The following is a 14,405-nucleotide window of genomic DNA, read 5'->3' on the forward strand; positions in this document are numbered from 1 at the left end:
CTGTCTGCCGCATTCAGGTAGTTTTACCGGTTACGCGCCAGCAATTCACGCTCCCTATGCAAGGGTATCGACCGGTGCGGCCATGGATTGAACTCTTGGCTGGCACACGGGGCCTGTTCACTGCGGGTACCGCTCGCGCCCTTATTCATCTGTCACTGACGCTAGGTTCTCCATGGCTCAATACGTCTTCACCATGCATCGGCTGAGCAAAGTTGTTCCGCCGAAGCGGGAAATCCTGAAAAACATCTCCCTGTCGTTTTTCCCGGGCGCCAAGATCGGTGTGCTCGGCTTGAACGGTTCGGGTAAATCCACTCTGCTGAAAATCATGGCGGGTGTCGACACCGAATTCGACGGTGAAGCCCGGCCGATGCCCGAGCTGAATATCGGCTATCTGCCCCAGGAGCCGCAACTCGATCCGAGCAAGACGGTCCGTGAGGTGGTCGAGGAAGCGGTCAGCGTGATCAAGGACGCCCAGGCCCGCCTGGATGAAGTCTACGCCGCCTACGCCGATCCTGATGCCGATTTCGACAAGCTGGCCGCCGAACAGGCCAAGCTCGAGGCGATCCTGCAGGCCAGCGACGGCCACAACCTGGAACGCCAGTTGGAAGTCGCCGCCGATGCGCTGCGCCTGCCGGCCTGGGACGCCAAGGTCGAACACCTGTCCGGCGGTGAAAAGCGCCGTGTGGCCTTGTGCCGCCTGCTGCTCTCGGCCCCGGACATGCTGCTGCTCGACGAACCGACCAACCACCTGGATGCCGATTCCGTGGCCTGGCTGGAGCACTTCCTGCACGACTTCCCGGGCACCGTGGTTGCGATCACCCACGACCGTTACTTCCTGGACAACGTCGCCGGCTGGATTCTCGAACTCGACCGCGGCGCCGGTATCCCGTACGAAGGCAACTACTCGGGCTGGCTGGAAGCCAAGTCCGATCGTCTGGCCGCTGAATCCAAGCAGCAGTCGGCCCATGAAAAGGCCATGAAGGAAGAACTGGAGTGGGTGCGCAAAGGCGCCAAGGCTCGCCAGTCGAAATCCAAGGCCCGTCTGCAGCGTTTCGAAGAAATGCAGTCGCAGGAATTCCAGAAGCGCAGCGAGACCAACGAGATCTATATCCCGGCCGGTCCGCGCCTGGGCGACAAGGTCATCGAATTCAAGAACGTCAGCAAGGGTTATGGCGACCGCGTACTGATCGACAACCTGTCGTTCAGCATGCCCAAGGGCGCGATTGTCGGCGTGATCGGTGGTAACGGTGCCGGTAAGTCGACCTTGTTCCGCATGCTGATGGGCAAGGAAACCCCGGACTCGGGCAGCATCGAGATCGGTGAAACCGTGCAGCTTGCTTGTGTGGACCAGAGCCGCGACGACCTCGACGGCAGCAAGACGGTGTTCCAGCAGATTTCCGACGGTTCCGACCAGATCCGTATCGGCAACTACGAGATTCCATCGCGCACTTATGTGGGGCGCTTCAACTTCAAGGGTGGCGACCAGCAGAAGTTCGTCAAGGACCTGTCCGGTGGTGAGCGGGGTCGCCTGCACCTGGCGCTGACCTTGAAAGAGGGCGGCAACGTCCTGCTGCTCGACGAACCGTCCAACGACCTCGACGTGGAAACCCTGCGTTCCCTGGAAGAAGCCCTGCTGGACTTCCCGGGCGCGGCGATTGTGATCTCCCACGATCGGTGGTTCCTGGACCGGGTGGCGACGCACATCCTGGCCTATGAAGACGATTCGCAGGCGGTGTTCTTCGAAGGCAACTACACCGAGTACGAAGCCGATCGCAAGAAGCGCCTCGGCGATGCGGCGGCCCAGCCGCACCGTGTACGGCACAAGAAACTGGCCTGATCGGGTCGGTGGTTGAAAAGCGGAGCCCCTCGGGGCTCCGTTTTTTTTTATTGCGCGCCGCTAAGCCGGTTCGATCCTCACGATCTCGATCGACTGATCCCCCGCCGGTCGTTTCCATAGCACTTCATCCCCCAGGCGCGCACCCAGCAACGCCCGACCCAGGGGCGAGCCCCAATTGATCAAACCGCGAGCGGCATCCGCCTCGTCCTCGCCGACCAGTTGCACCTGCTGCTCTTCGTCCTGTTCATTGGCGAAGGTCACGCGACTGCCGATCTGCACCACCTCGGTGGAGGTCGCCGGCGTGGCGAGCTGGGCACTGGAGAGGCGTTGGTTGAAGTAACGCAGGTCGCGCTCGATATCGGCCTGGCGCTGTTTGTCGGCGGCCTCGTCCAGGGCGCTTTGCTGGCTGTATTCGGCTTGCAGCGCCGCCACGCGGGCGTGCAATTGCGCCAGGCCCTGTGGGGTGACGTAATTGGGCTGGGTACTGACCTGGCGCTCCACCGGCTGCTCGGCCTGGGCGGCGGCGTTGTCTTCGTTGACGAAGGCGCGGCTCATGGCAATCTCCCGTTCATGGGTATCCGACCATGCTCGCAGGGTTTGGGTTTGCCGGTATATCCGTAAGCGACCTGTGGTGGTTGGATCTGCACCGTGTCGGCTTTCCGAGCAGAGCTCGACGTCCGCAGATTCAGGCCTGAAACAGGCGCAATGAGCGGTTTGTGAGGCTGGGTGGTAAATTTTTACGACGCCGGTCGTTCTTTTTGATTGTAGGGTAATACGGTGCCGGGCGCTCTGCGTCAGGTGTTTCGGCCCCGCGTGGAGGCGTGGGGCGATTGCAGCCAAAGAACGTGAGTGTTGTGTATGAGTTGTTTCAAAACCCATGGCGTGGGTGTCGGCCTGACCTTGTCCGCCTGTGTCGCCATGGGTGAGCCATTGCCCGAGAGCTCCCTGTTGGACCGCTACGGCGTGACGCCGGACCAGTTGCCTGCGGCCACTCAGGTGGAGAAGCCTGACGAGAAGTCACCCAGCCTGTTTCAGTTGAAGCCCGAGGCACCGGTGGTGGATATCCGCTTCGGCGAGCGAACGGCGCCGGAGGAGGTGGGTAATATCACGATCGACAATATGGCCAGGCGCGATTATGAGCGTTGTCTGCGTTTGCAGGGAGAGTTGCTGGATCGTCGTAAGTCCGGGTTGCCGAACGTACAGTGGCAGGCGCCGCTCAATAGTGATACCACTTCACCTCCAGCATCACCTCGTTCTCCGGCGTGGCCAGCTTGCTGAACTCGCGCTGGGCGCTTAAGCGCAGGCCCAGGTTGCGCGACAGCGCCCATTGTTGGTTGAGGCTCAGGCTGCGACGCACTTCGCCATTGATGAAGTAGTCGCCCTTGGCCTCCAGGCTCAGGTTGCCCAGCGGGTTTTTCCACAACAGGCCGGTGTCGAACCCCGCCGCCGGCGAAACAACCGCCGCGAAGTCCGCGTTGTGTTCGACCCTCACAGTGCCCAGGGCAAACCCCAGCACATCGTCGCCCAATTGCCAGGTGCCGCCCGCGCCGCCGTTCACATGGCTGACCAGGGTCTGGTCGTCGTGCCGCCCCGGCACCCGTTCCAGGCCGCCGGTGACTTGCCACGACCACGGTTGCAACAGCGCATTGCGCGGCGTCAGCGAGCGAATGGTCGCCAGGTCCAGTTGCTGCAACTGCCAGTGATTGCCTTCGTACTGGCGCAGTTTCATCTGCAGGATTTCTATCTGTGCGCCGAGGGGAAAACTCTCGGCATTGTCGTTGAGGTCGTGATAGGCCATGCGCAAGCCATATTCGCCGAATGTCCGGCTGCCCCGGGTGCCGACCCCGGCCTGCCAGGTGCGGGACTCATGGCCGTTTTCCGGCAGGCCCGGACGCTCGATCTGCAGCTCCGGCGGCGGGTTCTGGTTGATCGCCCGCAGCAGCTCGAAGCTGCGCTGGGCTTGTACCGGATCACGTTCCTGGCCATTGGCCCGGTAGCGTTCGAGTCTATAGGCGGCGTCGATGATCAGCGCCTGACGAGCCTTGGCCAATTGCTTGAAGCCGGCCGATTGCACTTGCTGCGCGTCGGCACTGACTTTCAGCACCCACTGCTGTTCCTCGGGATCCAGCGGTTTGGCCCGCTCCAGCAGTTCGCGCTCGCGGGATGGCCGGTAGTCGATCCTGTCCACCAGTCCCGCGTCCTTGACCGCCTTGACGGTGTCGGTGGGAATCGCGGTCAGCGGAAACTGTTCGGTCAGGTGCAGGCTCGGACGCGCCACCTGCAATAGTTCCAGCAGGCGGTAAGAGCAGTTTTCATCGAAGAAGAAGTAGTCGAACTGGATCTGCTTCAACTCCCAGACATGCTCGACCATGCGCTGGGTCTCTTCGGGCGTCAGGTTCAGCCGGTATTCCCACAGGTCGCGGTTCTCCAGGCTGCGGTATTCGGAGAGCTTTTCCTGGTAGGGCACCATGGCGAACAGGCCCGGATAACCCCCCGCCAGGCCTTTCCAGGCATAGAGGATGCTGTTGTCGGAACCTTCGATATAGGCGCCGAAGTTGATCGCGTAGCTGAGCAGGGCGGTCTGGTCGCGCTGCACACCGGCCGGGTCGATGCGCAGCAAAGTGTGGCCGAACATCGACGAAGGGCTGTTCAGGTAGGCCGCCGGGAAGATCATCACCGTACTGTGGGGCGCGACATCCTTGAACCACTGGTTGAATTCCGTGCAATCGGGGGCGGGCAGGTCGGTCAGCTGCAGTTGCGCCTTGAGCCAGCGCGTGCGGGCCGGATAGACACACTGGGGATGCTGGTTGCCGAGGCTGGCCGGGGCATAGAGGGCGTCGAGGGTGGCTTGCAGTTCCGCGTCCGGGTGATGAGCACCGTCGGCCGCGAGGAAATATTTTTTGTCGCTGACATAACTGCGCCAGCCGCCGAGCTTGGCCGTCTCGTAATGGCCGAGGGAAATCCAGAACGGGTCATGGGCCAACTGCTGCAAACGCTGGGTGTCGAGGTGCGGTGCGGCGTACAGCGGGGCGCAGGCACAGAGCGCCAGGTAGGCAAGGCGTTTGAGCATGGTGGGCAACTGTTGTCAGACGAAAAGAGGCAACGCACACAAAAACCCGCTCCGAAAGGAGCGGGCGGGTCGAGCTTAAGCCTGGGTCGCGTACTTGGCCAGGCGCGGATCGCCTTTGAGGACCGCGAGGGTGTTGGTGTGCACATCGTCGGCGGTCACGTCAGCCTTGCTGAAGATCTGCTGGAAGTGCTCGTGGGTGACGGCCGCGAAATGCTCACGGTCTTCCGGGGCCACGCCAAGGACCACGGCGTAGGTGGTCAGGGCTTCGCCCTGGCCCTTGGCCATGTCTTCGGAAAGTTCGTTCATCATGCCGTTCATGGCGATCCAGGAGCGGCCGCCATAGGTCAGTGAGTCACGGGTGGAGCAGCCATTGGTGCCGGAGGTCATGCCGAAGGTGGCGTTGCCGGAGGTGCCGTTGGTGGTGGACGCCAGAATGTGGGCGGGAGTGCCGCGCTGGCCCTTGAACAGCATGTTACCCCAGCCGCAATCCGGCCCACCTGGCGCCTGGGCCATGGCATTGAGGGAGACAACCGTGAAGAGAGTACCCAGAAGAATCCGTTTCATAGCTTTGTTCTCTTTATGTGCGTGCCAATGACGAGGGGATCTGGCCTGGTTCAGGGCCAGTAGGCTGGTTATCAATCCAGCCTCGCACGTTGGAGTTTAGGCAGGTTCCAAGGGTTCCATTGTTTTTTCCTGATGTGAATGCGGGAAAGAGTTTGTAGTCCCTGTCTGAGGACTTTTGCCACGCCGTAGCGATTCAGCCATCGCTCGCCTTGCCAGTCAGGCATGGCGAGCGCCAGAATGCTTTCATCTGCCCCGCCTGATGTAAGGAAGCCCGATGCCTGATTCTGTTGCTGCCAGCTTGCGACTAGCGCCTGAAGCGCTGACCCGTCCTTTTTCCGCTGAACAGTTCAGCTTCTCTACCACCAATGATCTGGAGCCTTTTCGCGGTGTGCTTGGCCAGGAACGTGCCGTTGAAGCCTTGCAGTTCGGCGTGGCGATGCCACGCCCCGGTTACAACGTGTTTGTCATGGGCGAACCCGGTACCGGGCGTTTTTCGTTCGTCAAACGCTATCTGAAAGCTGAAGGAAAACGCCTACAGACCCCGTCCGACTGGGTCTATGTCAATAATTTCGACGAACCTCGCGAGCCACGGGCGCTGGAGCTGCCAGCGGGCGAGGCGGGCGCGTTCATCGCCGATATCAACGGCCTGATCGACAACCTGCTGGCGACCTTTCCTGCGGTGTTCGAGCACCCGTCCTACCAGCAGAAGAAGAGCGCCATCGACCGCGCCTTCAACCAGCGTTACGACCGCGCCCTGGATGTGATCGAGCGCCTGGCGCTGGAGAAGGAAGTTGCGCTGTATCGCGACAGCACCAATATCGCCTTTACCCCCATGAGCGAAGGCAAGGCCCTGGACGAGGCGGAATTCGCCCAGTTGCCGGAAGCCGAGCGTGAACGTTTCCATACTGATATCGCGGATCTTGAGGAGCGCCTCAACGAGGAGCTCGCCAGCCTGCCGCAATGGAAGCGCGAATCGAGCAATCAGCTGCGCCAGTTGAACGAAGAAACCATCACCCTGGCCCTGCAGCCTTTGCTGGCGCCGTTGTCGGAAAAATACGCGGAGAACGCGGCGGTTTGCGGTTACCTGCAAGCCATGCAGGTTTACCTGTTGAAAACCGTGGTCGAGCAGTTGGTCGACGACAGCAAGACCGATGCCGTGGCCCGCAAGCTGCTTGAGGAACAGTACGCGCCGAGCCTGGTGGTGGGGCAACCCTTCAATGGCGGTGCGCCGGTGGTGTTCGAACCGCACCCGACCTACGACAACCTGTTCGGTCGTATCGAATACAGCACCGATCAGGGCGCGCTCTACACCACCTATCGGCAGTTGCGTCCGGGTGCCTTGCATCGGGCCAACGGCGGCTTCCTGATTCTCGAAGCCGAGAAGATGCTCAGCGAGCCCTTTGTCTGGGACGCGCTCAAGCGCGCCCTGCAGTCGCGCAAGTTGAAGATGGAGTCGCCGCTCGGTGAACTGGGGCGCCTGGCCACCGTGACGCTGACGCCACAGGTGATTCCGTTGCAGGTCAAGGTCATCATCATCGGTGCCCGCCAGTTGTACTACACGCTGCAGGACCTGGATCCGGATTTCCAGGAGATGTTCCGCGTGCTGGTGGACTTCGACGAAGACATTCCCATGGTCGACGAGAGCCTGGAGCAGTTCGCCCAGTTGCTCAAGACCCGCACTTCGGAAGAGGGCATGGCCCCGCTGACCGCTGACGCGGTGGCGCGCCTGGCGACCTACAGCGCGCGTCTGGCCGAGCACCAGGGGCGTTTGTCGGCGCGGATCGGCGATCTGTTCCAACTGGTCAGCGAGGCGGATTTCATTCGCCACCTGGCCAATGACGAGATGACCGACGCCGGCCACATCGAGCGGGCGCTCAAGGCCAAGGCCACCCGCACCGGGCGGGTCTCGGCGCGGATCCTCGACGATATGCTGGCGGGGATCATCCTGATCGACACCGCGGGCGCGGCCGTGGGCAAGTGCAACGGGCTGACGGTGCTGGAAGTCGGTGACTCGGCCTTCGGCGTGCCGGCGCGGATTTCCGCCACGGTGTATCCGGGCGGTAGCGGAATCGTCGACATCGAGCGTGAGGTCAACCTCGGCCAGCCGATCCACTCCAAGGGCGTGATGATCCTCACCGGTTACCTGGGCAGCCGTTATGCCCAGGAATTCCCGCTGGCGATTTCCGCGAGTATTGCCCTGGAGCAGTCCTACGGTTATGTCGATGGCGACAGCGCGTCCCTGGGCGAAGCCTGCACGTTGATTTCGGCCTTGTCGAAAACCCCACTCAAACAGTGTTTTGCTATCACTGGGTCGATCAACCAGTTCGGTGAAGTGCAGGCGGTGGGCGGGGTCAACGAGAAGATCGAAGGCTTCTTCCGGCTCTGCGAGGCCCGTGGCCTGACCGGTGAGCAGGGGGCAATCATTCCCCATGCGAACGTTGCCACCTTGATGCTCGATGAGCGCGTATTGCAGGCGGTGCGGGCCGGGCAGTTCCACGTGTATGCCGTGCGCCAGGCCGATGAGGCCCTGAGCCTGCTGGTGGGCGAGCCGGCCGGTGAGCCGGATGCCGATGGCCAGTTCCCGGAAGGCAGCGTCAATGCGCGGGTGGTGGAGCGTCTGCGGGTGATCGCCGAGATGATCAGCGAAGAGGACCTCAAGGAGGCCGAGAAGGAAGCCGCCGAGCAGGCATTGGCGGAGGTCAAGGCGTCCTGATTACGGCCCTGCAGGAGCAGGGCTTGCCGGCGAAGGCGTCCTTGAGGCCGCCAAAAGCTTCGCGAGCAAGCTCTGCTCCCACAGGTTCCGTTGTGTTCTCAAGAATTAAGCAGCGTGCAATTAAGTGTGTGCGGGAAAGGAGTCAAGGCTTTGGCGCATGCCAACCTGACGCCCGTTGGTCCTGCAAATCCTTGCTGCCTGTAGTTTTATTCTATTCTCTGGGCAAGGACCTCCACTGTAGTCACTGGACCGATGCAACCTCCCCCCGGAGGCTGAAGACAGGATCTACCGAGGGTCGCCGCCATGCCGCGCAACCTTTGTCTCACCCGCCAATGCCTGGGTCTCGTGACCCGTATCGAATGCAGTATTCGCCCGATTGCCGGCGATAACGGAATGTGGACCCTCCTGTTCGCCGCCGGAATGGCCGGCGAACAACCCTCGGCCATCAAGGCCCAGGGTCCGTTCCATGGCCCGGTCGTGGCCGAATCCATCCTTGAGTCGATTGTCGAAAGCCTGACCTTGCATGGCTATCAGCTGGCCGAGGATCCGCAGATCTGGAGCCTGCATTTGCAGGCCCAGCTACGGGAGATCAACGGCACGCGAGGCCGGGGCCTGGAACACTAGGCGCCAGCCCACGATCATTCGGCGGGGCCTGAAACCTGGGCCTTGTCGAGCTTGACCTCGAAACCGTACTCGACGGTGTTCAAGGCCGTGCGCTGGTAGCTTTCCAGCTGGGTCGGCTGCCCGTAGAAGTAGTGGACGTCATAGACCGGCGGCGAATCAGCCTTGTCGCTATGGCTGGTGGCGAGGATTTCCTTGAGGTAGTTGCCGCTGTCGTCCTTGGCGTAGAAGCGCCAGGACTCGGCAGGGAAGCGCTTCTGGTCGACGATCAGGGCGTTGCCCTTGAGCTCCAGGCCGGCGGGCAACTGGTGGGCGTCGAGGGTGTTTTTCTGGATATCGGCCAGGAACAGCGGCATCGAGCCGACGGCATAGGCCGGCGTTTCCGGGAACAGGTTCAGGTCGTAGGTGATGGTACCGTCCAGCGGATTGACCTCGAAGGCCTCGTTAGGCAACTCCAGAGGCTCGCCGCGCTTACCTTGTTCGTCTTCGGTGAAGAAGGTCACCGGACTGCCGCCGGGGGCGGTGGGCGTGCCAAGCAACTCGTCGTTGAAGGTCTTGGGGTGGTCGAACTCGATGTTTGCCGCGCTGGCATCGTCCACCGACTGACTGATGATCACGCTTTTTTTCAGCTTCTCGGCGTCCAGGTTGGCGTCCTTGAGATAGCTCGACGCCTTGTCGTCGTAGACCACCACCGGCATGGGCAACGGCTGGATATCCTTGCTGGTGGTGTTGTCGAACTGGCGTACCGGCAGGTCCAGCTCCTTGCGGTCGACCGTGGCCCCGGAAAAGTCCATCACGCTGATTTCCAGCTTGTCGATCATGCCGTTGAAGTAGACCCGGGTGTAGTGGCTGGTCTGCTTCGCCTCGAAGGCCTTTTGCTCGCTGTCGAGTTTTTTCTCGAAGGTGTCGCTCCAGCTCTTCTGTTTGAGCATTTCGTCCAGTTGCTGCTGGTAGAAGGCAATCTGCGCGGTGTTTTCGTTGATGGCGCCGGCACGGGAGAGAAATTGCCCGGTGCTGTCCATGGCCTGGACGATCAGTGGGTTGAGCGGGGTGTCGCTGACCTGGGGCGCCTGTACGGCGTTACCGCTCAGTTCGATTTCGGCATTGTTCTTGTCCAGCGATACCAGGGTGAGGCTGACGTTGTCGCGGCTTTGCAGTTTGCCGACGTCCTGGCGGGTCAGGTTGAAGGTCACTACCTTGCTTGGGGCGATCACTTCGACCTTGCCGTGCAGGGTCAGGGGTTGCGGCTGTTTTTTCGGATCGACTTCCTGGCCTTCGACATACGGATAGGTGATCGTCAGGTCGTCGGGGTTGGTCATGTTCGAGCTGGAGGGGCTCAGCTGTATCCCGGGATCGGTTTCCGACCATTCAGGCTGGAAGGGGATCACCTGTTTGTTGCTCAGGGTCACCGACTGCCATTCCAGTGCATGGGGAAACGGGAATTCGGTGGGGTAGTTGAAGCTGAACGGAAAGATCGGCTGCAGGTCGGTCAGGTAGTCGGAACTGGCGGTTTTGCGCAGCACGAAAAGGCCGTTGATATAGGTGTCGGCCAGGGCCTGCGGGCTGGGGTAGTGCTTGAGCAACGCCAGGGCATCGTCGCTGTATTCGGTTTCGATGGGCTTGTCCCGCAGGCGCAGGCGGGCCCGTTCGAGCAACAGCAGGGAGCCGCCGAGGTCGGCCACGGCATCCTTGAGCTTGGGGTCTTGCAGGGTGTCGAGGGTTTTTTCGAACTGTGCGGTCCTTTCCTCGAGGCTGGCTTGGTGTGGCTTGTCTTTGGGGGAGCAGCCGCTCATCAGCAGAGCCACCGATAGCCCGAGGCAACCCAGGGGAAGTCGCAAATCCATTGTTCAGTTTTCCTGTACACAGTGCACACGCGATGTCGTTGATGCCGACACTAGCAGAAAATCGCCCTGGCGCAGCTGTCCCTATGTTGAACGAGCGCCTGTGGAGGGCTTTTTCCCTCGGGTTTTGGCGCTGGTATACTCGCGGCCATTTTCAGTTGGTATGAGATCCATGGAACGTTTTATCGAAAATACGATGTATGCCTCGCGCTGGCTGCTGGCACCGATTTACCTCGGACTGTCCCTGGGCCTGCTGGCCTTGGCGCTGAAGTTCTTCCAGGAAGTGTTTCACGTCATCCCCAACGTCTTTGCCATGGCCGAGGCCGACCTGATCCTGGTGCTGCTGTCGCTGATCGACATGGCGCTGGTGGGTGGCCTGCTGGTGATGGTGATGATTTCCGGCTACGAGAACTTCGTGTCGCAGATGGACATCGATGAGGGCAAGGAAAAGCTCAGTTGGTTGGGCAAGATGGACTCCACGTCGTTGAAGATGAAGGTGGCGGCGTCGATCGTGGCGATTTCCTCGATTCACCTGCTGCGGGTGTTCATGGATGCCAAGAACGTCGATCCGGTGCACCTGCAATGGTATGTGATCATCCACATGACCTTTGTCGTGTCGGCCTTTGCCATGGGCTATCTAGACAAGCTGACCAAGCACTGACCCCGCTGTGCTTGTGTGCTAGTCTGCTGGCCCTTTTTGGTTCCGGGTGCGTGGGGCAATACCTTGTTCGACAGGTGTTTCCCGCCGCAGCCCACAGCGGAGCAGTGTTATGTCCGAAGTAAATCTGTCCACCGACGAAACCCGCGTCAGCTACGGTATCGGCCGTCAGTTGGGTGACCAACTGCGTGATAATCCGCCGCCGGGCGTAAGTCTCGATGCGATCCTGACCGGCCTGACCGACGCTTTCCACGGCCAGCCAAGCCGCGTGGGCCAGGAAGAGCTGTCCGCCAGCTTCAAGGTGATCCGTGAAGTCATGCAGGCCGAAGCCGCTGCCAAGGCTGAAGCCGCGGCGGGCGCCGGTCTGGAATTCCTGGCGGAAAACGCCAAGCGCGAAGGCATCACCACCCTGGCTTCCGGCCTGCAGTTCGAAGTGCTGACCCAGGGCGAGGGCGCCAAGCCATCCCGTGAGGACACCGTGCGTACTCACTACCACGGCACCCTGATCGACGGCACCGTGTTCGACAGCTCCTACGAGCGCGGCCAGCCAGCCGAATTCCCGGTCGGTGGCGTGATCGCCGGCTGGACCGAGGCACTGCAACTGATGAATGCCGGTAGCAAATGGCGTCTGTACGTGCCGAGCGAGCTGGCTTATGGCGCCCAGGGCGTCGGTGGCATTCCGCCGCACAGCGTACTGGTGTTCGACGTCGAGCTGCTCGACGTTCTGTAAGTACCGCGCGACTGCTGTCACCGCTGTACTGTAGGAGCAGGGCTTGCCCGCGAAGAGGCCGTCAATATTGCCAAAAGCTTCGCAGGCAAGCCACGCTCCTACAGTACGGTGTCGGCAGGAATAGGCGCGTCATAACTGGATCTTGGCATCCGGCTCCCCACTCGGGCGCAACGCCCGCGCATAGCAGAACAGAAACAGGTTACGCACCAGTTCCTTGAGCACCAGCGGTTCGCTGGAACTCAAGCCGCTGACGTCCAGGTCGCCCTGGTCCTGCAGCTCGTTCAAGGCTTCTTCCTCCAGTACCGCACAGACCTCTCCCGTTTCCCGATGCAGGATGCGCAGGTAAGGGTGTGGGCGGTCCAGCCAGGCATCGATCAAATAAGTCATGGTCTCATCTCCTTGATGGGTTTCAATGAGAATAATTCTTATTCAAAGAATAGCAAGTGCCTATTGGCCGATAGGGGAGTTTTCTGTAGGGGGATTTGTCTGAGGTCAAGGAAGGCGGGGGATGAAAGCTGACGTAATCCTGGTCCCTGCAACCAGGGCTGGCGCGGACCTTTATAGGAGCCGGCTTGCCGGCGATGGGGCCGCAAGCCTTGCATCGCCTGGTCGGCCGCTATCGCCGGCAAGCCGGCTCCTACAGGGGAGGGGGGGCTTCAGACCTTCCGGACGAACTCGGACTTGAGTTTCATCGGGCCGATGCCGTCGATCTTGCAGTCGATGTCGTGGTCGCCATCGCACAGACGGATGTTCTTGACCTTGGTGCCGACCTTGACCACCAGGGAGGTGCCCTTGACCTTCAGGTCCTTGATCACGGTGATGGTGTCGCCGTCTTGCAGGACGTTGCCCACGGAGTCCTTTTTCACGGTGTCGTCGCTGGTGGCTTCGGCTTCGCCGCCGGCAGACCACTCATGGGCGCATTCGGGGCAGACCAGTTGGGTGCCGTCTTCGTAGGTGAATTCGGAATTGCATTTCGGGCAGGGTGGCAACGTGCTCACTAAGGCTCCTCGGTTTCGGGAAGGCGAAAAGCGCACATTATATAGGGTTTTAGCCGCGGGAGGGGGAGGGCAGGTTGACGCAGAACCTTGTAGGAGCAGGGCTTGCCCGCGAAGCTTTTGGCGGCCTCAAGGGCCCTTTCGCGGGCAAGCCCTGCTCCTACAGGTTCGGGTTGTTTTCAGGAAAGTAGGCAATCAGTGAGTACGGGCGACCGCAAACTCGCTCAGTTCCACCAGGGCATCGCGGTATTCGCTCGCCGGCAGCGCTTCCAGGCAGGCAATCGCCCGTGCCACGTAGTCGCGGGCCAGTTGCGCGGTGTAGTCCAGGGACCCGGAGGCCTGTACGGCTTCGCGAATGCTTTCCAGGTCTTCGATACCGCCTTTCTGGATCGCCTGGCGCACCAGGGCCGCCTGTTCCGGCGTGCCTTCGCGCATGGTGTAGATCAGCGGCAGGGTCGGCTTGCCTTCGGCCAGGTCGTCGCCGACGTTCTTGCCCAGGGTCTCGGCATCGCCTTTGTAGTCCAGCAGGTCGTCCACCAACTGGAACGCAACACCCAGGTGGTCGCCAAAGGTGCGCAGCGCTTCGGTCTGCTCCGGCGTGGCCTGGCACAGGGCCGCGGCGCTGTGGGTCGAGGCTTCGAAGAGCATCGCGGTCTTGCCGCGGATGACTTCCATATAGGTTTCTTCAGTGGTGCTGGCGTCGCGGACCTTGGACAACTGCAACACTTCGCCTTCGGCGATGATGCGGGTGGCCTGTGAAAGAATCTTCATCACCGGCATCGAGCCCAGCTCGACCATCATTTCGAAGGAGCGCGAGTACAGGAAGTCGCCCACCAGCACACTCGGGGCGTTGCCCCACATGGCGTTGGCGGTGGAGCGACCACGGCGCATGCCGGACATGTCGACCACGTCGTCGTGCAGCAGGGTGGCGGTGTGCAGGAACTCGATGGTCGCGGCGAGCAGGCGCAGGTCGTCGCCTTCGCGGCCCAGGGCCTTGCCACACAGCAACACCAATAAAGGACGCAGGCGTTTGCCCCCGGCCGAGGTGATGTAATCGCCGATTTTCGAGACCAGCGGCACCCGGGAAGTCAACTGCTTCTTGATGATGCCGTCGACGGCGCTAAAATCGTCCGCCACCGCGCGGTAGAAAGCTTGGGGTTGCATCAGCGGGAGTCGCTCCAGAAGGGTTGCGCGGCATGCTAGGGCGGGGGGTCTGTGCTGTCAAGGTACGCGGTCTACGGGCTTGCAATGGCCAGATGGCTTGCGTACAATCGCGCACCCTGAACTTCCTGGGCAGCACCTGCCTTACGCAATTGCATCTGGGCCGTTCCAGCCCCATGCAGCCATGCCAGCCAATACCTTTACCTATAAAGCGC

13 protein-coding genes are annotated in these 14,405 nt (G+C 61.4%); 6 read left to right on the top strand and 7 right to left on the bottom strand.

Annotated features, from left to right (window positions below; translation table 11 throughout):
- The first annotated feature begins 172 nt into the window (after nucleotides 1-172).
- A complete protein-coding gene (gene ettA, locus M5C56_RS12995; protein WP_100941451.1) occupies nucleotides 173-1,837 on the top strand; it encodes an energy-dependent translational throttle protein EttA in 1,665 nt (554 codons plus the stop codon).
- A 60-nt stretch (nucleotides 1,838-1,897) separates the two neighbouring features.
- On the opposite strand, the gene M5C56_RS13000 is transcribed toward ettA, so the two are convergent.
- Entirely contained in the window at nucleotides 1,898-2,392 is a 495-nt protein-coding gene (locus tag M5C56_RS13000) for a GreA/GreB family elongation factor (protein WP_103497055.1), read from the bottom strand.
- A 303-nt stretch (nucleotides 2,393-2,695) separates the two neighbouring features.
- Here M5C56_RS13000 and M5C56_RS13005 point away from each other — a divergent pair, with 303 nt between their 5' ends.
- A complete protein-coding gene (locus M5C56_RS13005) occupies nucleotides 2,696-3,115 on the top strand; it encodes a hypothetical protein (protein ID WP_247263168.1) in 420 nt (139 codons plus the stop codon).
- On the opposite strand, the gene M5C56_RS13010 is transcribed toward M5C56_RS13005, so the two are convergent.
- Nucleotides 3,054-4,907 (bottom strand): DUF4105 domain-containing protein, encoded by a 1,854-nt coding sequence (locus M5C56_RS13010; RefSeq protein ID WP_103497054.1) that lies wholly within the window; start codon nucleotides 4,905-4,907, stop codon nucleotides 3,054-3,056. The two genes, M5C56_RS13005 and M5C56_RS13010, sit on opposite strands and share 62 nt — an antisense overlap.
- Before the next feature lie 75 nt (nucleotides 4,908-4,982).
- Nucleotides 4,983-5,471, bottom strand: coding sequence for a DUF3015 domain-containing protein (locus M5C56_RS13015; RefSeq protein WP_100941447.1), 489 nt, complete (start codon nucleotides 5,469-5,471; stop codon nucleotides 4,983-4,985).
- A gap of 274 nt (nucleotides 5,472-5,745) precedes the next feature.
- Between M5C56_RS13015 and M5C56_RS13020 the strand changes: the two genes are divergently transcribed.
- Nucleotides 5,746-8,184 (top strand): ATP-binding protein, encoded by a 2,439-nt coding sequence (locus M5C56_RS13020; RefSeq protein WP_103497053.1) that lies wholly within the window; start codon nucleotides 5,746-5,748, stop codon nucleotides 8,182-8,184.
- A 303-nt stretch (nucleotides 8,185-8,487) separates the two neighbouring features.
- On the top strand, nucleotides 8,488-8,808 hold the full coding sequence (locus tag M5C56_RS13025; RefSeq protein WP_103497052.1) for a hypothetical protein: 321 nt from the start codon (nucleotides 8,488-8,490) through the stop codon (nucleotides 8,806-8,808).
- A gap of 14 nt (nucleotides 8,809-8,822) precedes the next feature.
- Here the strand turns inward: M5C56_RS13025 and M5C56_RS13030 are convergent, their stop codons facing one another.
- Nucleotides 8,823-10,649 carry a hypothetical protein gene (locus M5C56_RS13030; RefSeq protein ID WP_103497051.1) on the bottom strand — a complete coding sequence of 609 codons (1,827 nt, stop codon included), beginning with the start codon at nucleotides 10,647-10,649 and terminating at the stop codon, nucleotides 8,823-8,825.
- 169 nt (nucleotides 10,650-10,818) lie between these two features.
- Between M5C56_RS13030 and M5C56_RS13035 the strand changes: the two genes are divergently transcribed.
- On the top strand, nucleotides 10,819-11,307 hold the full coding sequence (locus tag M5C56_RS13035; RefSeq protein WP_103497050.1) for a TIGR00645 family protein: 489 nt from the start codon (nucleotides 10,819-10,821) through the stop codon (nucleotides 11,305-11,307).
- Between the two features lie 109 nt (nucleotides 11,308-11,416).
- A complete protein-coding gene (locus M5C56_RS13040; RefSeq protein WP_103497049.1) occupies nucleotides 11,417-12,034 on the top strand; it encodes an FKBP-type peptidyl-prolyl cis-trans isomerase in 618 nt (205 codons plus the stop codon).
- 129 nt (nucleotides 12,035-12,163) lie between these two features.
- On the opposite strand, the gene M5C56_RS13045 is transcribed toward M5C56_RS13040, so the two are convergent.
- The 3 genes from M5C56_RS13045 to M5C56_RS13055 form a co-directional block, all read right to left on the bottom strand.
- Complete coding sequence (locus M5C56_RS13045; protein ID WP_103497048.1) at nucleotides 12,164-12,421, bottom strand: hypothetical protein; 258 nt, start codon at nucleotides 12,419-12,421, stop codon at nucleotides 12,164-12,166.
- A 269-nt stretch (nucleotides 12,422-12,690) separates the two neighbouring features.
- Complete coding sequence (locus tag M5C56_RS13050) at nucleotides 12,691-13,032, bottom strand: zinc ribbon domain-containing protein YjdM (RefSeq protein ID WP_103497047.1); 342 nt, start codon at nucleotides 13,030-13,032, stop codon at nucleotides 12,691-12,693.
- Between the two features lie 192 nt (nucleotides 13,033-13,224).
- Entirely contained in the window at nucleotides 13,225-14,193 is a 969-nt protein-coding gene (locus M5C56_RS13055) for a polyprenyl synthetase family protein (protein ID WP_100941439.1), read from the bottom strand.
- Nucleotides 14,194-14,405 lie beyond the last annotated feature (212 nt).

Source organism: Pseudomonas sp. MWU13-2862, from assembly GCF_023242495.1.
GTDB lineage: Bacteria > Pseudomonadota > Gammaproteobacteria > Pseudomonadales > Pseudomonadaceae > Aquipseudomonas > Aquipseudomonas gingeri_D.

Bases quoted from the DNA above. Each gene is read 5' to 3' on its own strand.
- M5C56_RS13020 (WP_103497053.1), top strand. From the start codon at position 5,746: ATGCCTGATTCTGTTGCTGCCAGCTTGCGACTAGCGCCTGAAGCGCTG.
- M5C56_RS13040 (WP_103497049.1), top strand. From the start codon at position 11,417: ATGTCCGAAGTAAATCTGTCCACCGACGAAACCCGCGTCAGCTACGGT.
- M5C56_RS13010 (WP_103497054.1), bottom strand. From the start codon at position 4,907: ATGCTCAAACGCCTTGCCTACCTGGCGCTCTGTGCCTGCGCCCCGCTG.
- M5C56_RS13025 (WP_103497052.1), top strand. From the start codon at position 8,488: ATGCCGCGCAACCTTTGTCTCACCCGCCAATGCCTGGGTCTCGTGACC.
- M5C56_RS13055 (WP_100941439.1), bottom strand. From the start codon at position 14,193: ATGCAACCCCAAGCTTTCTACCGCGCGGTGGCGGACGATTTTAGCGCC.
- M5C56_RS13005 (WP_247263168.1), top strand. From the start codon at position 2,696: ATGAGTTGTTTCAAAACCCATGGCGTGGGTGTCGGCCTGACCTTGTCC.
- M5C56_RS13035 (WP_103497050.1), top strand. From the start codon at position 10,819: ATGGAACGTTTTATCGAAAATACGATGTATGCCTCGCGCTGGCTGCTG.
- M5C56_RS13030 (WP_103497051.1), bottom strand. From the start codon at position 10,649: ATGGATTTGCGACTTCCCCTGGGTTGCCTCGGGCTATCGGTGGCTCTG.
- M5C56_RS13015 (WP_100941447.1), bottom strand. From the start codon at position 5,471: ATGAAACGGATTCTTCTGGGTACTCTCTTCACGGTTGTCTCCCTCAAT.
- M5C56_RS13045 (WP_103497048.1), bottom strand. From the start codon at position 12,421: ATGACTTATTTGATCGATGCCTGGCTGGACCGCCCACACCCTTACCTG.
- M5C56_RS13000 (WP_103497055.1), bottom strand. From the start codon at position 2,392: ATGAGCCGCGCCTTCGTCAACGAAGACAACGCCGCCGCCCAGGCCGAG.
- ettA (WP_100941451.1), top strand. From the start codon at position 173: ATGGCTCAATACGTCTTCACCATGCATCGGCTGAGCAAAGTTGTTCCG.